Source organism: Polynucleobacter sp. MG-Unter2-18 (assembly GCF_018687675.1).
Lineage (GTDB): Bacteria > Pseudomonadota > Gammaproteobacteria > Burkholderiales > Burkholderiaceae > Polynucleobacter.
This window is the reverse complement of sequence record NZ_CP061302.1, coordinates 1,023,438-1,040,530: the sequence shown is the minus strand read 5'-3', so window position 1 is coordinate 1,040,530 and position 17,093 is coordinate 1,023,438. Positions and strand designations below refer to the sequence as shown.

The 17,093-nt window shown below is 44.9% G+C and carries 22 protein-coding genes; 18 read left to right on the top strand and 4 right to left on the bottom strand.

Annotated features, from left to right (window positions below; genetic code table 11):
- The first annotated feature begins 6 nt into the window (after positions 1 to 6).
- Positions 7 to 630: a bifunctional 2-polyprenyl-6-hydroxyphenol methylase/3-demethylubiquinol 3-O-methyltransferase UbiG gene (locus tag C2759_RS05515; protein WP_215353721.1), complete on the top strand. Its 624-nt coding sequence runs from the start codon at positions 7 to 9 to the stop codon at positions 628 to 630.
- A gap of 40 nt (positions 631 to 670) precedes the next feature.
- Here the strand turns inward: C2759_RS05515 and C2759_RS05510 are convergent, their stop codons facing one another.
- From C2759_RS05510 to modB, 3 genes are all read right to left on the bottom strand, one after another.
- Complete coding sequence (locus tag C2759_RS05510) at positions 671 to 982, bottom strand: high-potential iron-sulfur protein (RefSeq protein WP_046330217.1); 312 nt, start codon at positions 980 to 982, stop codon at positions 671 to 673.
- A gap of 170 nt (positions 983 to 1,152) precedes the next feature.
- On the bottom strand, positions 1,153 to 2,262 hold the full coding sequence (locus tag C2759_RS05505) for an ABC transporter ATP-binding protein (protein WP_215353719.1): 1,110 nt from the start codon (positions 2,260 to 2,262) through the stop codon (positions 1,153 to 1,155).
- Positions 2,262 to 2,912: a molybdate ABC transporter permease subunit gene (modB, locus tag C2759_RS05500; protein ID WP_215353717.1), complete on the bottom strand. Its 651-nt coding sequence runs from the start codon at positions 2,910 to 2,912 to the stop codon at positions 2,262 to 2,264. Before modB ends, C2759_RS05505 begins: the two co-directional genes overlap by 1 nt.
- Before the next feature lie 101 nt (positions 2,913 to 3,013).
- Between modB and C2759_RS05495 the strand changes: the two genes are divergently transcribed.
- From C2759_RS05495 to mnmH, 17 genes are all read left to right on the top strand, one after another.
- On the top strand, positions 3,014 to 3,355 hold the full coding sequence (locus tag C2759_RS05495; RefSeq protein WP_215353710.1) for a metalloregulator ArsR/SmtB family transcription factor: 342 nt from the start codon (positions 3,014 to 3,016) through the stop codon (positions 3,353 to 3,355).
- A 79-nt stretch (positions 3,356 to 3,434) separates the two neighbouring features.
- On the top strand, positions 3,435 to 4,790 hold the full coding sequence (gene soxC / locus C2759_RS05490) for a sulfite dehydrogenase (protein WP_371816921.1): 1,356 nt from the start codon (positions 3,435 to 3,437) through the stop codon (positions 4,788 to 4,790).
- Positions 4,774 to 5,853: a c-type cytochrome gene (locus tag C2759_RS05485; RefSeq protein WP_215353705.1), complete on the top strand. Its 1,080-nt coding sequence runs from the start codon at positions 4,774 to 4,776 to the stop codon at positions 5,851 to 5,853. Before soxC ends, C2759_RS05485 begins: the two co-directional genes overlap by 17 nt.
- Before the next feature lie 85 nt (positions 5,854 to 5,938).
- Positions 5,939 to 6,391 carry a thiosulfate oxidation carrier protein SoxY gene (gene soxY, locus C2759_RS05480; protein ID WP_215353703.1) on the top strand — a complete coding sequence of 151 codons (453 nt, stop codon included), beginning with the start codon at positions 5,939 to 5,941 and terminating at the stop codon, positions 6,389 to 6,391.
- A 56-nt stretch (positions 6,392 to 6,447) separates the two neighbouring features.
- A complete protein-coding gene (soxZ, locus tag C2759_RS05475; RefSeq protein ID WP_215353701.1) occupies positions 6,448 to 6,756 on the top strand; it encodes a thiosulfate oxidation carrier complex protein SoxZ in 309 nt (102 codons plus the stop codon).
- A 56-nt stretch (positions 6,757 to 6,812) separates the two neighbouring features.
- Positions 6,813 to 7,628: a sulfur oxidation c-type cytochrome SoxA gene (gene soxA, locus C2759_RS05470; protein ID WP_215353699.1), complete on the top strand. Its 816-nt coding sequence runs from the start codon at positions 6,813 to 6,815 to the stop codon at positions 7,626 to 7,628.
- Positions 7,629 to 7,644: 16 nt separating this feature from the next.
- Positions 7,645 to 8,283, top strand: coding sequence for a sulfur oxidation c-type cytochrome SoxX (gene soxX / locus C2759_RS05465; RefSeq protein WP_215353697.1), 639 nt, complete (start codon positions 7,645 to 7,647; stop codon positions 8,281 to 8,283).
- 45 nt (positions 8,284 to 8,328) lie between these two features.
- Positions 8,329 to 10,059: a thiosulfohydrolase SoxB gene (soxB, locus tag C2759_RS05460; RefSeq protein ID WP_215353695.1), complete on the top strand. Its 1,731-nt coding sequence runs from the start codon at positions 8,329 to 8,331 to the stop codon at positions 10,057 to 10,059.
- Between the two features lie 22 nt (positions 10,060 to 10,081).
- On the top strand, positions 10,082 to 10,507 hold the full coding sequence (locus C2759_RS05455; RefSeq protein WP_215353693.1) for a DsrE family protein: 426 nt from the start codon (positions 10,082 to 10,084) through the stop codon (positions 10,505 to 10,507).
- A 3-nt stretch (positions 10,508 to 10,510) separates the two neighbouring features.
- On the top strand, positions 10,511 to 11,479 hold the full coding sequence (locus tag C2759_RS05450) for an MBL fold metallo-hydrolase (RefSeq protein ID WP_215353692.1): 969 nt from the start codon (positions 10,511 to 10,513) through the stop codon (positions 11,477 to 11,479).
- A 60-nt stretch (positions 11,480 to 11,539) separates the two neighbouring features.
- Entirely contained in the window at positions 11,540 to 11,854 is a 315-nt protein-coding gene (locus tag C2759_RS05445) for a hypothetical protein (RefSeq protein WP_215353690.1), read from the top strand.
- An 18-nt stretch (positions 11,855 to 11,872) separates the two neighbouring features.
- Positions 11,873 to 12,994, top strand: coding sequence for a YeeE/YedE family protein (locus tag C2759_RS05440; RefSeq protein WP_215353688.1), 1,122 nt, complete (start codon positions 11,873 to 11,875; stop codon positions 12,992 to 12,994).
- 22 nt (positions 12,995 to 13,016) lie between these two features.
- Entirely contained in the window at positions 13,017 to 13,454 is a 438-nt protein-coding gene (locus C2759_RS05435; protein ID WP_215353686.1) for a YeeE/YedE family protein, read from the top strand.
- Between the two features lie 3 nt (positions 13,455 to 13,457).
- Entirely contained in the window at positions 13,458 to 13,889 is a 432-nt protein-coding gene (locus C2759_RS05430; RefSeq protein ID WP_215353685.1) for a DUF6691 family protein, read from the top strand.
- A gap of 58 nt (positions 13,890 to 13,947) precedes the next feature.
- Entirely contained in the window at positions 13,948 to 14,292 is a 345-nt protein-coding gene (locus C2759_RS05425) for a TIGR01244 family sulfur transferase (RefSeq protein WP_215353684.1), read from the top strand.
- A gap of 28 nt (positions 14,293 to 14,320) precedes the next feature.
- Positions 14,321 to 14,740: a thioesterase family protein gene (locus tag C2759_RS05420; RefSeq protein ID WP_215353682.1), complete on the top strand. Its 420-nt coding sequence runs from the start codon at positions 14,321 to 14,323 to the stop codon at positions 14,738 to 14,740.
- Positions 14,741 to 14,749: 9 nt separating this feature from the next.
- Complete coding sequence (mnmH, locus tag C2759_RS05415; protein WP_215353680.1) at positions 14,750 to 15,823, top strand: tRNA 2-selenouridine(34) synthase MnmH; 1,074 nt, start codon at positions 14,750 to 14,752, stop codon at positions 15,821 to 15,823.
- Here the strand turns inward: mnmH and C2759_RS05410 are convergent.
- Complete coding sequence (locus C2759_RS05410; protein ID WP_215353678.1) at positions 15,820 to 16,998, bottom strand: acyl-CoA dehydrogenase; 1,179 nt, start codon at positions 16,996 to 16,998, stop codon at positions 15,820 to 15,822. The genes mnmH and C2759_RS05410 overlap by 4 nt on opposite strands.
- Positions 16,999 to 17,093 lie beyond the last annotated feature (95 nt).

The following is a 17,093-nucleotide window of genomic DNA, read 5'->3' as shown; positions in this document are numbered from 1 at the left end:
GAATTTATGGGCTTTAGTGATGCTACCCAGTTCTGGAATGAACGTTTTAATAAACAAGAATTTATCTTTGGAAAAGAGCCAAATGAATTTCTGGTTGAGCAAGCGTCCCATTATCTAAAGCCCAACTCTTCTGTTCTCTGTATTGCTGATGGAGAAGGGCGAAATGGTGTTTGGCTTGCCAAGCAAGGGATGCGCGTAACGGGCTTCGATGTTTCTGATATTGCACTTGCCAAAGCCAATCAGCTCGCTGCTGATAACGAAGTCAATATTCAATACAGTCTTTGTGACACCGATGGCTTTGATTGGCAGGCCAATACATATGATGCGGTAGTTGGGATCTTCATCCAGTTTGCCGATCCCGAAATGCGCGCCAGAATTTTCCAACAAGTACGCCAGACTTTGAAATCAGGCGGCCTGTTTATTTTGCAGGGATACACCCCAAAGCAACTGGAATACAAAACCGGTGGCCCATCACTGATAGAGCATCTCTACACCGAAGAAATGATTCGCGAGTTAAGTCAAGGTTTTGAAGTGCTTGAGCTCCAGTGCTACGAAAAAGAATTATCAGAGGGAGCAAGGCATACTGGTATGTCAGCATTGCTTGGGATGGTAGCCAAAAAGAGGGCGTAAAAAAAGCTGCCGAAGCAGCTTTTTGATTTAGCGTTGCAACTTAACCGGCTTTCTTAGCATAAGCAGAGCACCAGCCTGGACCAGCAACTTGCTTAGCGCCAAACAATGAGCAACCACCAGCAGCAGAACCTGCTTTACCTTGATACAGGGCGCAGTTACTGCAAACCTGACCAGCAGCGTACTTTGGATACTTAGCTTTATCTACAGTAGTAGCGTTTGCTTTGTAACCCAATGCAGCAGCTTGTGGATCAGTTTCAGCAACCATGGCTTGAGCTTGAACTTGACCGTTCAATGCCAAAGTACAGGCACCAGCAGCAGATAAAATCATAAATTGACGACGACTATTTTGCATATAAAACTCCATTATTTGAGAAGGTTGTTAATGATGTTGAGACGACACTAGCATATTAATCAAAATACCATTTCTATGCATAGGGTAATAAACACTAGCGTTTTAGTAGGACTTTAATGAACGGCGCCCCAGCTCGAGACCTGACTGCTATCTCAGCTCAAAACACTTTTTTAGTGCCCTATGAAGCGTCTAGGGTCATTAATTAGGCGTAATGGCATGATGTGAATTTGATTTCCATCAAGTTCTAAATGCATCAGACTGCCAACCTCCATACACAGCCTTTTGACTTCAGCTGAAGAGGCTTCCCACTCAATCGTGTTTTGACTATTCTGAATTCGTAATTGAATAACGGCTATTTGGCCAAGGCTGCTCATCTTTTCAACTACCGCTGGCAAGCTAGCATTACTCGGGCCAGCATGAACGCTCAAGCCACTTTGAGGAATAACCCAGGCTACGCGAACTTTCGGAGGAATCTTGCCTTTGTCGGCAACGTTAAAGACCCTGTCGCAACCATCCCAACTCAAGCTGCCAGAGTCAAATACACCATGAAACATATTACTGATGCCGACCAATTCAGAAACTCTGGAATTTCTTGGTTTCTGAAAGAGTACTTGCGGCGCCGCAGTTTGCAGACTGATGCCTTGGTCAATCACCGTAATTTGATCAGCCAATAAATCAGCCTCACGCAGGTCATGCGTGACTAACAAGATAGGGATATTTAAGTCTGAGCGTAAGTCTGCCAAAGTTTTATATAAACTTTGGCGTGTCGGCGTATCAATCGCTGAAAATGGTTCATCAAGTAATAAGACTTCAGGCTGTCTAGCAAGCGCTCTTGCAAGGGCCACGCGTTGCTGCTGTCCGCCAGACAGTTGATTTGGCATGCGCTCTGCAAGATTGGCAATGCCCATGCGATCCAGTAGATCAAGGCTAATTGCTTTGCGCTGCGATGTGTTGAGATCGGAGTTCTGTAATGGAATCATCACATTGCCTAGGGCGCTCAGATGCGGAAAAAGCGCATATTGCTGAAACAAGAAGCCGCAAGAGCGCTCCGCGGGGGAGAGTTGTTGCACTTTATTGCCAAGATCATCGGCTTCAAACCAGACTTGACCATCGCACTCAATTTTCCCGCTAGCAGGTTTATTTAAGCCTGCAATAGTTCTAAGGGCTGTAGTTTTGCCGCTTCCTGAGGGCCCAACCAAAGCATGCAACTCACCTGGTGCGCACTCCAGACTAATTTGCAGCGGGCTTGGGCTTGCCTGCTGAATTTTGACCTTTAGCATTAGCTTAGGCCTTTACTCGGATTTGGCCTACGCCCTAATACTCCATAGGAAAGCGCAATACAAACCAGGGATATGCTTAAGAGCACAAGTGCAATGGCACCGGCACCGGAGGTATCAAAGCTTTGAACTTTGTCGTAAATTGCAATAGAAGCTGTTTTTGTCTCGCCTGGTATTGCGCCGCCCACCATCAGGACAACTCCGAATTCACCAAGGGTATGGGCAAAGGTGAGGGCAGCGGCACCAGTGATGCCACGCCAAGAGAGAGGCAGTTCAATTAAGCGAAAGATTTGCCAATTACTCAGGCCGCTGACTTGGGCAGCCTCCCGAATTTCAGGGTTAATGGCCTCAAAGGCTCTTTGTATGGGCTGAATGGCAAATGGGATATTAGCAATGAGCGAAGCAAGCAAGATCCCTGTAAATGAGAAAACCAGAGGAACGCCCAAAATACTAGTGTTACCAAATGAAACCAGAAAGTAGTAGCCTAAAACTGTAGGTGGAAGTACCAAGGGGAGTGCCAAAGCAGCCTCAACCCATGGTCTGCTTCTATTGAGATGCATTAGCTTATGGGCAACCCATATCCCAAATGGCAACATCAGGGCCATGGTACAAAAAGCGAGCTTTAAGGACAGCAGAATTGCATCAATATCCATCCTCACATTGTATTGCGTCTATAGGCTAGGGTATTTCTCTATATGAATACAGGGTCCTTAGGTATTTAATATGTATGTATACGCATATATGATTATAAATAATGAATGTAAAAGCTAAGGCAAAAAAAGCTACCAAGGACCTTTCCCCACAAGCAATGGAAGAGGTTTTTTCACGAGTTGCTGAATACTTCAATGTTCTTTCGGAGCCGTCACGTCTGCGCATTATGTATGCAGTATGTAGCGGTGAAAAGTCTGTGTCCGAGGTGATTGAATTATGCGGCTCAAGTCAGGCCAATGTTTCACGTCACCTTTCTGCGCTTCATAAAGCGGGAATTTTGCTGAGGCGGAAAGAGGGTACCACTGTCTTTTACTCAATTGCTGATAACGCCACTGTAGAAATGTGCCAAACCGTGTGCGCAAAAATTGCTGAGAGCTTGCATTAATTTCGAAATATCTATTGACCAAAGCAGATATCAAATGACCAAAAAACAAATTGAGATTAGCGCGCAGGATATTAGCGCTATCGAAAAGCCGCCCAATCAAGCTCGTCTTGTAAAGGCACCTGAACATTTTATTTCTCAGGAGCTCATCGCCGACATCAATGCAAACGGATTGGATGAAAATCGTCGTGGTTTTTTACGTAAAGGTTTTATGTCTGCACTTGGTGGTGCAGCCGCTGGACTAGCGGCTCCACTAGCTATGGCAGCAGGTGATGGCGATCCAGCTATCCTTGAGAAGCAAGAATGGCAAACCACGCTTGGCAAAAACGTAGCAACCATGCCATACGGCGTGCCATCTATTTATGAATCTAATTTAATTCGACGTGAGTCTCCTGGGCTTACGCGTGTCTCTGCTGCATCTGTCGCCTTTACACCTCTCCAAGGTCTGTTTGGAACTATCACTCCAAACGGTTTACATTTTGAACGTCACCATCAAGGTTGGTACAACATCAATCCTGAAACACATCGTTTGATGGTGAATGGCTTAGTTAAGAACCCGCGTGTTTTCACGATGAACGACTTAATGCGCTTGCCGTCAGTTTCTCGTACTCACTTTATTGAGTGTGGCGCGAATACTGGATTGGAATGGGGCAACGTAGCTGTTCCAACTGTCCAGTACACGCATGGCATGCTCTCTTGCTGTGAATTCACAGGAGTTCCTTTAAAGGTATTGCTGGAAGAGTGCGGTGCTGATCTCAAAAAAGGAAAGTTCATGTTGGCTGAGGGCGGTGATGGCTCAGGAATGACTCGTACCATTAATCTTGAGAGCTGCCTTAACGACACCATTGTGGCTTGGGCCATGAATGGTGAGATGCTGCGCCCAGAAAATGGCTTCCCGTTACGCCTAGTAGTTCCTGGGGTTCAGGGCGTTAGTTGGGTGAAATGGTTACGCCGCTTAGAAGTAGGCGATGCCCCATGGAACTCTAAGGATGAGGCAATTCATTACATCGATTTGATGCCAAATGGTGATCACCGTCAATATGCATCAATTCAGGAATGCAAATCTGTTATCACTACACCATCAGGCGGCCAACAACTTTTAGATAAAGGTTTTTACAACGTCAGCGGCATGGCCTGGTCTGGTCGAGGAAAAATTACACGAGTCGATGTGTCTTTCGATGGCGGTAATAATTGGCGTACAGCCCGTTTAGAAACGCCCATACTTACTAAATCCATTACGCGCTTTAATATTGATTGGGTGTGGGATGGCTCTCCGGCAATCATGCAATCAAGAGCCATGGATGACACCGGCTACATACAACCAACGATCAAGACACTTCGTAATGTTCGCGGTACACGCTCGATTTACCATAACAATGCAATTCAATCATGGAAATTAGATTCAAATGGCGAGGTGAGCAATGTTCAAGTTGGATAAATTGAAGATCCGCCTAGGAGTTGCGGCGCTCATTACAGTGGTTGCGCAATTCGTATTTGCTCAATCAGACTCAACAAAATTTCCTGGTGTTGGTAGAGTGGCAACTCCTTCTGAAGTTGCAGCTTGGGATATTGATGTGCGTCCAGACTTTAAGGGTTTGCCAAAAGGATCTGGTTCAGTTGAAAAAGGGCAGATTATTTGGGAGGCTCAATGTTCCAGTTGTCACGGTACCTTCGGTGAGTCAAATGAAATCTTTACACCTATTGCTGGTGGTACCACTAAGGATGATCTGAAGACGGGTCGAGTTGCCTCATTAAAAGATACAAAGCAGCCGCAAAGAACTACTTTAATGAAGCTGTCTACAGTATCCACATTGTGGGATTACATCTACCGCGCAATGCCGTGGAATGCGCCTAGATCGCTAACTCCTGATGACACCTATGCATTGGTTGCATTTATTTTGAGTCTTGGCGAAATTGTTCCTGACGATTTCGTTCTGAGCGATAAGAATATTGCTGAAATTAAAATGCCGAACCGTAACGGCATGACGACTAAGCACGGCTTTTGGAATGTAAAAGATAAGCCTGACGTTACTGGCAATGCATGTATGCATAACTGTGTTTCGTTTGTGCAAATTGGGTCAACCTTGCCAGACTTTGCTCGCAATGCGCATGAAAATATTGCAGAGCAAAATCGTATGTATGGCCCATATCGCGGTGCAGACACTACAAAACCACCGATTAAGCAATTGCCTGGGGCTTCAGGTGCGGGTTTGGCACATGCAGCAGATACCCATTCTTCCGCAGCAAAAGGTACGGCAGCACTGTTTAAGAATGAGAACTGCTCAGCTTGTCATGCCCCTAATGCCAAGTTAGTTGGGCCTTCAATTGCAGATATTGCCAAAAAGTATGAGGGGCAAAGTGGTGCGGTGGATCGGTTAATGACCAAGGTGAAGCTTGGGGGAGCGGGTGTTTGGGGTTCAATCCCGATGCCAGCTCAAGCACAGCTTTCTGATGAGGATCGCAAGGCTTTGGTGGTTTGGATGCTTTCAGGCGGTAAATAAATTAAGGAATTAGGTGGTATCCACAGTGTTTTAATGCAAAATAAGCAATAAATTGAGAGTAATGAAGATTAATAAAGGAGTTTTTATGAATCAGCAGCGTCGCAGTGTATTGAAGTACTCAGCAGTGTTTGGCTTGATGGCTTCTACAGGCCTTATTAGTACTGCTCAAGCCCAAGAGTGGAATAAAGCCGCTTTTGAAGGTAAGAGCTTGGATGATGTTTTTAAAATTTTAGGTGCTGGTAGCCCAGATAAATCTGCCGCAGTTACATTGAATGCTCCTGATATTGCCGAAAATGGTGCGGTAGTTCCTGTCGGAATTACTACCTCGCTTAAAGCGGAGCAGATGGCAATTTTGGTTGAAAAGAACCCAAGTTCACTCGCTGCCCAATTCTTTATTCCTGCTGGTACTGAGCCATTCGTTACTACCCGTATCAAGATGGGTCAAACATCTAATGTCTATGGATTAGTCAAGGCTGATGGTAAGTGGTTGATGACTGTTAAAGAAGTCAAAGTAACGCTTGGTGGTTGCGGCGGTTAATTCGCGGTAATTCAATAGAACAATTCATTTACATATAAAGTAAAAAAGGAACCAAAATGGCTGATCCAATGCGCGTAAGAGCTGCTGAAAATGGCGGTACTGTTGACGTAAAAATTTTGATGAAACACGATATGGAATCTGGTCAGCGCAAAGATGCTGCCGGCAAAACTATTCCTCAGTGGTTTATCAGCACCATTAATGTTACGGCCAACGGCAAAAAAGTATTCGCTGGCGAATTTGGTCCTGCAGTTTCTAAGGACCCATTTTTGAACTTTAAGTACAAGGGCGCTAAGGGCGACAAAATTGCTGTGACTTGGAATGATAATAAGGGCGATAAACGCACTGATGAAGCAACTGTTTCTTAATTGTTTTTTTGCTTTAATAAATCTTCACCGCCTCCGTGGTTCTGAAAGGGTAGGAAATGCAGCGTAAATTGACCTTAGGGCTAGCTACTGGTTTGGTAGCAGCTTTATTAACAATGACATCTTCGGTGTCAGCACAAAAGAGTGCTACTGACGATATTGCTAAATATCGCGAGATGATTGCCGATGGAAATCCTTCAGAGCTCTACGAGGCGGCAGGTGAAGAGTTGTGGAAAAAGCCGGCTGGCCCAAAGAACGCAACTCTTGAGCAATGTAATCTGGGTTTAGGGCCGGGGGTAGTGAAGGGCGCAGCGGCACAACTGCCACGCTACTTTAAAGACACCAATAAGGTTCAAGATTTAGAGTCACGCTTGATGACGTGCATGCAGGTATTGCAGGGTCGCGATCCACAGGAAATGATTGATGCTCCATTCCAAAAGGGTCCTAAAAAGGATATGGAGGCTATCGTTGCCTATGTTGTTACCTTATCTAAGGGTGACAAGATTAAAGTAAGTACCGCGCATCCAAAAGAAAAAGAGATGTATGACCTTGGTAAGCGTGCTTTCTTCTTCCAGGGTGGTCCAATGGACTTCTCTTGCGCATCTTGTCATGCTGAAAACGGCAAGCGTATTCGCTTACAGGATTTACCGAACATCACAGAGCAAAAGGGTGCCGCTTTGGGTTGGGGTTATTGGCCAGCCTACCGCGTATCGAGCGGACAATTTTGGACGATGCAACAACGCTTGAATGATTGCTTCCGTCAGCAACGCTTTCCTTACCCTATTTATGGCTCAGATGTGACTATCGCTTTGTCTATGTATATGGCAAAAACCGGCAATGGTGGTACTGTCGAAACACCTGGCTTAAAGCGTTAATGGATAAGAGATGAATATGAAAATTACACACTTAAAACAACTCTTAGCTGCCACTGGATTTATTTTTGCTGCTGGTTTAGTGCAGACTCCTGCTCTTGCTCAACAAAAAAATGATCCAAAATTTAATAAGATGATTCAAGATAGCTTCCGCGCAGAAGGTATTGCTGGATTGGATCGCATCGACCAAGATGCAACACAAAAGTTCTGCTCAGATCCTAAGTTTGCCGATAGCAAGCAGGGTCAATCTATGCGCGAGAAAATCCAGAAGATCAATATGGATACTATCAAGCAGCCGTCTGATGGAAAATATATAGGCGACTGGAAGAGTGGTGAAAGAATTGCACAAAGCGGTCGTGGAGCTACGTGGTCTGATAAGGCTGATGCCCCAGTTGGTGGTGGTTGTTATAACTGCCATCAAATTGACCCCAAAGAAATTTCTTATGGGAACATCGGCCCATCCTTAACTGGATATGGAAAAATGCGTGGATATTCTCCAGAGGTTGTTACTTATACCTGGAACCGAATTAATAACTCCAAGGCGTATAACGCATGCAGCAATATGCCGCGCTTTGCCCACTTCAAGTTATTAAATGAGAAGCAAATACAGGACGTCATGGCTCTGCTGCTTGACCCAGAATCACCTGTGAACAAATAACACATTTAAACAGGCCGCAAGGCCTGTTTTCTTAAGGGAATTACTATGTCATTAAATCGACGCGAATTTTTGCAAGCATTGGCTATCGCCTCTGCTGGTGGAATGAGTTTGCAATCGAATTTTGCTAATGCGCAGACTACAGCTCAAAAATTCTATGATTTACCGAAGTTCGGGAATGTACATTTTCTGCATTTCACGGATTGCCATGCCCAGTTATTGCCAATCTATTTCCGTGAGCCTAATGTCAATCTCGGTATTGGCTCGCAAGAGGGCAAGACACCTCATTTAGTCGGCGAATATTTTTTAAAGGCAAACGGTATTAAGCCAGGGACGCGAGATGCGCATGCCTTTACTTATCTTGATTACGTTGCAGCTGCACAAAACTACGGCAAGATGGGTGGCTTCGCTCATATGGCAACTCTGATTAAGCAAATTAAAACAAGTCGTCCTGGTGCGCTGTTATTAGATGGTGGTGATACTTGGCAGGGATCAGGTACATCTCTCTGGACCAATGGTCAAGATATGGTTGATGCGGCCTTGCTGTTAGGTGTTGATGTCATGACTCCCCACTGGGAAATGACCCTAGGCGAGAAACGCGTCATGGAAATTGTGAATGGCGATTTCAAAGGCAAGGTTTCTTTTATCGCTCAAAACATTAAGACCGCAGACTTTGGTGACTCGGTCTTTAATCCTTATGTCATGAAGGTGCAGAACGGTATTCAAGTTGCCGTGATTGGCCAGGCCTTCCCTTACACCCCAATTGCTAATCCACGTTACTTCACACCAGACTGGACATTTGGTATTCAGGAAGAAAATCTTCAGAAGACCATTAATGAAGTAAAGGCCAAGGGTGCAAAAGTAGTTGTGTTGCTATCCCATAACGGTATGGACGTTGATTTAAAGATGGCATCCCGTGTTACAGGCTTAGATGCGATTATGGGTGGCCATACGCATGATGGTGTTCCAACTCCAGTCAAGGTCAAGAACTCGAATGGGGTGACTTTAGTTACCAATGCAGGTTCCAATAGTAAATTCTTGGGCGTACTCGATTTTGATGTCAAAGGTGGCAAGCCAGTAGATTTTCGCTACAAGCTTTTCCCAATTTTCTCGAATATGATTCCGGCTGATCCTGCGATGAACAAGCTGATCGCTAAAGTACGAGCCCCATATGAAGCGAAGTTGAATGAAAAACTAGCAACTACAGATGGTCTGTTGTATCGCCGTGGTAATTTCAATGGCAGTTTCGACCAGTTAATTTTGGACGGATTGATGGCTCAGAAGAACGCGGAGATTGCTTTCTCTCCAGGCTTCCGTTGGGGTACCAGCTTATTGCCAGGGCAAGCTATTACCCGTGAGAACTTGTTAGATCAAACCGCCATTACCTATCCTTACACCACAGTTACCAATATGACTGGTGAAACTATCAAGACTATTTTGGAAGATGTGGCAGACAATTTATTTAACCCTGATCCGTATTACCAGCAGGGTGGTGACATGGTTCGTGTGGGTGGTATGCAATACACCATTGATCCGGCGGCATCTGCTGGCAAGCGGATTAGCGATATGCGTTTAAATGGCAAGGATATTGATCCTAGCAAGACATATAAGGTTGCTGGCTGGGCGCCAGTTAGCGAAGATGCTAAGAATGCTGGTGGTGAAGCAATTTGGGATGTAATGGAACGCCATTTGCGTGATGTGAAGGTAGTTAAGGCTGTGAAGCTCAACGAGCCGATCATTAAGGGTGTAAAAAATAATCCTGGAATGGTTTCACTTTAATACTATTAATCCGAGATCAATAATGAAAAAATTACTTCAGTGCCTCGCAGTTACTTTTACCCTGTTTGTTGGCGGAGCTTATGCTGCAGGGCCCACTGAGGTGGTTTATCACATTGATGATGCTGAGTCTCAGGGCATTAAAGGTCTGCGTAATATACGCAATCATTTGGATGTATCCCCGAAGACTAAAGTCATTGTTGTTACCCATGCCAATGGCGTCGACATCATGATGGAAGGTGCAAAAGATCATAAGAATGGAATTGAATACGCCCCCTTGGTTGGTGCACTGAAGTCACGTGGCGTTCGATTTGAAGTCTGCGAGATTACGCTAAAGAACCGCAATCTGAAGAAGGATCAATTCATTCTAGATACAGACTTCACCCCATCGGGAGTTGTTCGTGTTGCCGATCTTCAGTATCAAAATCATTTCGCTTACATAAAGCCTTAAGCTATGCAGTGGTCGTATTTTGAATTGCGCTCAGATGTACTCCGAGTGCTTTCACTTTTTTTGGTCTTGCTATTTATATCTGCAACTCCTACTCACGCATCCGATGATTTAATCCTTAGACCTATTCAAGTAGCGCCACATACGTATTTCGTACAAGGCTTGCCGGAGATGGGCAGCAGTAAAAATCAAAACTTTATTTCTAATGCAGGGTTTGTGATTACCCCTAAAGGCGTGGTGGTGGTTGATGCATTAGGATCACCAGTCCTTGCCAAGAAGCTGATTGCTGAAATTAAAAAAATTACTCCTCAAAAAATTGTCGCTGTCATCGTTACTCACTACCATGCAGATCATGTTTACGGTCTCCAAGAGTTTAAGAAGCTTGGTGCAAAAATTTATGCTCAAGGGGAGGGGAGGAGTTACATCTCTTCGGAGACGGCTCGGCAACGTCTCATCGCATCACGAACTGACTTTGCCCCTTGGGTAAATTCCTCGACCAACTTAATATCAGCAGATGTCTGGATAGATCAGAGTTACGCACTCACAGTTGGTGGTGTGAACTTTAAGATTGGTAGGGTGGGTCCAGCTCATGCGCCTGAAGACTTAATTATTTATATACCATCTGAAAAAGTCCTCTTTGCAGGTGATTTGGTTTTTCGGGGTCGTATTCCCTTTGTTGGTAACGCTGATAGCAAGGGCTGGTTGCAGGCCTTGAATGAGATTGAATCACTCAATCCCAGTATTGTGATTCCCGGCCACGGTGCGCACTCGATTAATCCCATTGAAGATATCCGTTTTACACGGGAGTATTTACGATATTTGCGCCAATCGATGGCTAGGGCGGCCGTCGATATGGACCCCTTTGAGGAGGCTTATCGGCAGGCTGACTGGTCAGAATATGAAGGAATGCCCTTGTTTAGGGCTGCAAACCGCATGAATGCATACAACGTATATCTATCAATTCAGGCGGAATAAGGCATTTTTGTCATCTGGGCTTTAAAATAGCCGATTACTTTGCTAAATGACTGATTTCAAATGAAATTACCACTGATTAAGCTTATATTTGTATTCGCTGCCATGTTCGGCCTGCATTTATCTGTCTATGCTGCGCCGGACCTTGCAAACGGCAAAAAAATTGACCAAGAGAAATGCTATGCCTGCCATGCTAAAAAATCTGGTTTTGGCAATGGTGACATGATCTACACCCGCAGTGATAGCAAGGTTAAAAATCTTCAAAACCTAAGGACGATGGTTGCTAGGTGTAATACAGAATTACGTCTTGATCTTTTCCCTGAGGATGAGGCTGATGTCACAGCCTTTCTCAATAAGCAGTTTTATAAATTTAAATAATTTCAGTAAAGATTTTTTATGGATGCGGTAGATATTTCTTCTCTTAGCAAATCAGTTTTATTTGCTACTTTTGGAGTGACTTTCCTGTTGGGTGCAGTGATGCAAAAAACAGGTTTCTGTAGCATGGGTGCAGTCTCGGATATTTTTATTATGTCTAGCTGGGGTCGTCTAAAGCAATGGTTTCTGGCCATCGGCGTGGCGATTATTGGTTTTGCTTTAATGTCTTACTTGGGGCTTATTGATCCCTTAAAGAGCATGTATACCGGCAATAGGTTTTTATGGCTATCTTCAATAGTAGGTAGTACGCTATTTGGTTCTGGTATGGTGCTTTCATCTGGCTGCGGCAGCAAGACTCTTGTTCGTATTGGCGGCGGCAATCTGAAGTCCATCATCGTATTTATCGTCCTTGGACTTTCTGCTTATATGACGATGAAAGGATTTTTGGGTGTAATTCGTGTTAACACTCTAGATTCCGTATTCATTGCCCTAAATACATCTCAAGATTTGCCAAGTATCTTAGCTCCAATGACTGGCATAGCTCGCAACAACTTACACCTAGCTTTAGGTTTGGTGGTGGGATTTGCCTTCATTGCATATGCACTTGCAAGTAAAGTATTCTGGACGGCTGAAAACCTATTTGCCGGAACTTTTGTTGGCCTGGCTATTTGCGCTGTGTGGTGGATATCAGGCAACTTGGGCTTTGTTGCTGAGGATCCTAATACCTTGGAAGAAGTTTTCTTGGTGACTAACTCTGGTCGCATGGAGAGTCTCTCGTTTGTAGCGCCTTATGCCTTTTCCTTAGATTGGTTGATGATGTATAGCGATACCTCAAAGGTGATTACCGTTGGCATTGCTGCTGTCATGGGAATGATTTCTGGATCAGCCTGCATTTCTATTTTGACTAAGTCATTTCGTTGGGAGAGTTTTCGCGATACTGAAGATACAGCCAACCATTTAATTGGCGCATCTTTAATGGGGTTCGGCGGAGTTACAGCACTTGGCTGTACTGTTGGCCAAGGCTTGAGTGGTATCTCCACATTGGCAATCGGATCATTGCTTGCCTTGCCAGGATTTATCTTCGGTGCCTACCTAGCCCTGCTTTATTTAGAAACACGCAACGCACCTAATCCCTGCAGTTAATTGATAAATTAGGCTAAACGATATGCAGATAGATTGGCTTGCTTTTTCTCCTGTCCCCGCGTTTCTTGGCGGAATTTTGTTGGGCCTCGCAGCTGCCTTATATGTCATTCTCCATGGTCGTATCTTAGGTATCAGTGGGATTGTTTCTGGGCTACTATCGCCTAAAGATGGTGATATTCAATGGCGCTTAAGTCTCGCTTTGGGTTTATTGAGCGCGCCAATTTTGGCGAGCCTATTTTTTGGTCTTCATACAATTACTGTAATTGATGCCGATTGGATCACCATCATTATTGCGGGTGTACTAGTCGGTTTTGGTGCCAACTATGGTTCCGGTTGCACTAGTGGTCATGGTGTTTGTGGTCTGTCGCGTCTTTCACCAAGATCTTTAGTTGCTACGGTGTCTTTCATGAGTGCTGGATTTTTAATAGTCTTTGTCATTCGTCATGTGTTGGGCCTATAAATCATGAGAAGACATTTCAGTTTTATTAGCCAATATTTAATTGGCGTGTTGTTCGGAATTGGCCTGATCATTTCCGGTATGAGCAACCCGAAAAAGATTCTGAATTTTCTTGATCTGGCTGGTAACTGGGACCCATCCCTCATCTTTGTGATGGGCGGCGCAATCCTGGTGGGCCTCGCTGGTTTTTATTTGGTCTCCAAGCGCTCCGAAGCTTTTTTCGGTGGTGCGCTACATATTCCCACTCGTAGAGATATTTCGAAGCCCCTGATCATTGGCAGCCTTATTTTTGGTGCGGGTTGGGGTATCGCTGGTTTCTGCCCAGGGCCTGCAATTGTTGCTCTGGGGGCTGGTCACCTTAAGGCTTTCGTCTTTATATTGGCAATGTTAGCTGGTATGGCGATCTGCAACCGCTTCTTTACGGGTCACAAAAAGTAAGTCTGATTTAGAATCTAAGTTATTAGTCTTTAAATTCTTATTATTTTTTGAGGTTTAGATGAGCCTTCCCATAGCTTGCCATACTGACCAATTCGGTACCCTAGGTCAAATTGATCCAGGCCATTTAGCTGAGATTGTTAAACAAGGTTACAAAAGCGTAATCAATAATCGTCCAGATTTTGAAGGTGGTCCTGACCAACCTACGAATGCGCAAATTCAGGCACAAGCCGAAGCTTTAGGTTTGAACTACGCCTTTTTGCCCGTAATTCCAGGTGCTTTTACGCCGGATCAAGTAGTGGAGATGGCACGCTTATTAAAGACAATGCCGGGCCCAATTTTGGCCTTTTGTCGTTCTGGCGCTCGCTCTACCAATTTGTATCACATGGCATTACAGGTTCGCTGAAGCTTCATTGATTATTTAGCCATTATTCATGCGCATTGAGATCCCAGAAGAGAAAAAGTTTGTGCATGAGATGTGTATGCCGATTCGTTGGGGTGACATGGACGCATTTGGACATGTCAATAACACGGTGTACTTTCGCTACATGGAGCAGGCTAGGGTAGAGTGGATTACATCGCTCGGATATAGCGTTGCTCCCGGTGACGAATCTATGTTGATGATTAATGGATTTTGTAACTTCCATCAACAACTCACTTATCCAGGTGAACTCATTTTAAAAACCTATATTGGTAATATTGGCCGCTCCAGTTTGGATGTTTACACTACGATGGCTTTAACTACAGCGCCAGAAACGATGGCTGCTGTTGGTGGCGCCACTATGGTGTGGGTCGATCTTAAGACGGGTAAATCCTCACCTTGGCCAGATCATGTGATCTCTAAGCTGCAATAGGATATCTTTTTGCAACCTAGTAACTCGCATATTCTCAGTATTGAAAAGCTGGCATCCTCTTTACCTGAGTTTGATGTCATAATTGACGTAAGGACGCCAGCGGAGTTTGCCTTAGACCATATTCCTGGCGCAATCAATCTTCCGGTCCTGAGTAATGAAGAGCGTATTGAGATTGGAACGCTGTACAAGCAAGCCTCGCCATTTGTTGCTAAGAAACTCGGTGCTGCTTATGTCTCTCGCAATATTGCCAATCATTTAGAAAGCTCCCTGATTGATTTTCCGCGAGAATGGCGCCCTTTAATTTATTGCTGGCGTGGTGGCGAACGAAGTGGTGCCTTTACTCATATCCTCAATCGTATTGGTTGGAAAGCCCTGCAATTACAAAGTGGTTATCAAGGCTTCCGACGTGTTGTGATTAATGATCTCGACCAAGCTGCTAAAGATTTTTCTTTTCAGGTGATTGCTGGCATGACAGGAAGCGGTAAGACGCGCATCCTCCAAGAAATTGGTTTACTTGGGCAACAGATCCTAGATCTGGAAGGTTTGGCTATTCACCGTGGATCGGTGTTGGGTAATGAGCCCAATATAGAGCAGCCTTCACAAAAAGGCTTTGAGACAAACCTATGGAATGCATTGAATTCTTTAGATCCATCCAAGATAGTATTTGTTGAGTCAGAAAGTAAAAAGGTAGGGGGTGTGCATATTCCAGATCCCCTGATGGAGCGCATTCGAGGTGGGCAATGTATTGAGCTTCGCTCGAGCACTCATACGCGAGTCTCGTGGTTGTTACGAGAGTATGAGCATTTCTTATCTAATCCTGAAAGCTTTAAAGAAAAGCTGAGCTTGCTGACATCTCGGTACGGCAAGGAGCAGATTGCTAAATGGCATGAGGCCATCGATGCAGGAGATTTTGAGAGCTTGGTAGAAGAGTTACTGGTGATGCATTACGACCCATCTTACCAATCCTCAATTGTTCGTAACTTTCCGAGCTATCGCGAAGAGCATTTTGTGCAGCTTGAGAATGACAGCGATGAAGCCTTTGCGAAAACAGCAAAAGACCTCATCACCAAGCTTGGGCTTTAACTAAAAGCCTGGATTCCAGTTTGTGCACGACCCAAGATGAGGGCGTGAATATCATGCGTACCTTCGTAAGTATTGACTACCTCTAGATTGAGCATATGGCGCACTACGCCATACTCGTCAGAGATGCCGTTACCACCGTGCATGTCTCTGGCTAAACGAGCTACATCTAGTGATTTACCGCAGGAATTACGCTTCATGATGGAAGTGATTTCTGGTGCGGCAATGCCTTCATCTTTCATACGACCTAAACGTAGGCAACCTTGTAGTGCCAAGGTAATTTCGGTTTGCATATCGGCCAGCTTCTTTTGCACCAGCTGATTTGCTGCAAGAGGGCGATCAAATTGCTTGCGATCCATAGTGTATTGACGCGCTGCGTACCAGCACCACTCAGCAGCCCCAAGCGTGCCCCAGGCAATGCCATATCTGGCAGAGTTCAAGCAGGTAAATGGACCCTTAAGGCCGGTAATTTCTGGGAATTCATTTTCGGCTGGAACAAAGACCTCATCCATCACGATTTCACCAGTAATGGAGGCGCGTAGACCCATCTTGCCGCTGATCTTAGGTGCTGATAAACCCTTCATGCCTTTTTCTAGAATGAAGCCTCTAATCAAGCCCTCATCATTTTTAGCCCAGACAACAAATACATCCGCGATGGGGGAATTGGATATCCACATCTTAGAGCCAGTTAAAGAGAAACCGCCGGGAACTTTTTTGGCCCTGGTGATCATGCCGCCCGCATCAGAGCCATAGTTAGGCTCAGTCAAGCCAAAGCAACCAATCCATTCGCCAGTGGCTAACTTGGGTAAATATTTTTGTTTTTGTGCTTCGCTACCAAATTCATTAATCGGCACCATGACTAGAGAAGACTGCACGCTCATCATAGAACGGTAGCCTGAATCGACGCGCTCAATTTCACGGGCAATCAATCCATAGGAAACGTAATTCAGATTTGCACCACCGTACTGTTCGGGAATGGTGATGCCCAGTAGTCCTAATTCACCCATTTCGCGAAAGATGGCGGGATCAGTAGTTTCATTGCGATAGGCATCATGAATACGCGGCATTAAACGACCTTGTGCATACTCAGCAGCAGCATCACGTACCATGCGCTCATCTTCTGTCAGTTGCGTATCAAGGAGAAGGGGGTCGGCCCAATTAAAACTAGCTTTACTCATGGTTCTTAATGATCCTATAGGGGTGGTTTAATCAGCGTTCTGTCAATTTTTAAGAATGCGGATATTCTTTTGTCCTATTATCCATTTTTCTAGAC

Coding starts and splice junctions, on each gene's coding strand:
- C2759_RS05455 (WP_215353693.1), top strand. CDS start 10,082: ATGAAAAAATTACTTCAGTGCCTCGCAGTTACTTTTACCCTGTTTGTT.
- C2759_RS05495 (WP_215353710.1), top strand. CDS start 3,014: ATGAATGTAAAAGCTAAGGCAAAAAAAGCTACCAAGGACCTTTCCCCA.
- modB (WP_215353717.1), bottom strand. CDS start 2,912: ATGGATATTGATGCAATTCTGCTGTCCTTAAAGCTCGCTTTTTGTACC.
- C2759_RS05445 (WP_215353690.1), top strand. CDS start 11,540: ATGAAATTACCACTGATTAAGCTTATATTTGTATTCGCTGCCATGTTC.
- C2759_RS05435 (WP_215353686.1), top strand. CDS start 13,017: ATGCAGATAGATTGGCTTGCTTTTTCTCCTGTCCCCGCGTTTCTTGGC.
- C2759_RS05440 (WP_215353688.1), top strand. CDS start 11,873: ATGGATGCGGTAGATATTTCTTCTCTTAGCAAATCAGTTTTATTTGCT.
- soxY (WP_215353703.1), top strand. CDS start 5,939: ATGAATCAGCAGCGTCGCAGTGTATTGAAGTACTCAGCAGTGTTTGGC.
- soxZ (WP_215353701.1), top strand. CDS start 6,448: ATGGCTGATCCAATGCGCGTAAGAGCTGCTGAAAATGGCGGTACTGTT.
- C2759_RS05485 (WP_215353705.1), top strand. CDS start 4,774: ATGTTCAAGTTGGATAAATTGAAGATCCGCCTAGGAGTTGCGGCGCTC.
- soxX (WP_215353697.1), top strand. CDS start 7,645: ATGAAAATTACACACTTAAAACAACTCTTAGCTGCCACTGGATTTATT.
- C2759_RS05430 (WP_215353685.1), top strand. CDS start 13,458: ATGAGAAGACATTTCAGTTTTATTAGCCAATATTTAATTGGCGTGTTG.
- C2759_RS05450 (WP_215353692.1), top strand. CDS start 10,511: ATGCAGTGGTCGTATTTTGAATTGCGCTCAGATGTACTCCGAGTGCTT.
- C2759_RS05510 (WP_046330217.1), bottom strand. CDS start 982: ATGCAAAATAGTCGTCGTCAATTTATGATTTTATCTGCTGCTGGTGCC.
- C2759_RS05410 (WP_215353678.1), bottom strand. CDS start 16,998: ATGAGTAAAGCTAGTTTTAATTGGGCCGACCCCCTTCTCCTTGATACG.
- soxB (WP_215353695.1), top strand. CDS start 8,329: ATGTCATTAAATCGACGCGAATTTTTGCAAGCATTGGCTATCGCCTCT.
- soxA (WP_215353699.1), top strand. CDS start 6,813: ATGCAGCGTAAATTGACCTTAGGGCTAGCTACTGGTTTGGTAGCAGCT.
- C2759_RS05505 (WP_215353719.1), bottom strand. CDS start 2,262: ATGCTAAAGGTCAAAATTCAGCAGGCAAGCCCAAGCCCGCTGCAAATT.
- C2759_RS05515 (WP_215353721.1), top strand. CDS start 7: ATGGGCTTTAGTGATGCTACCCAGTTCTGGAATGAACGTTTTAATAAA.
- C2759_RS05420 (WP_215353682.1), top strand. CDS start 14,321: ATGCGCATTGAGATCCCAGAAGAGAAAAAGTTTGTGCATGAGATGTGT.
- C2759_RS05425 (WP_215353684.1), top strand. CDS start 13,948: ATGAGCCTTCCCATAGCTTGCCATACTGACCAATTCGGTACCCTAGGT.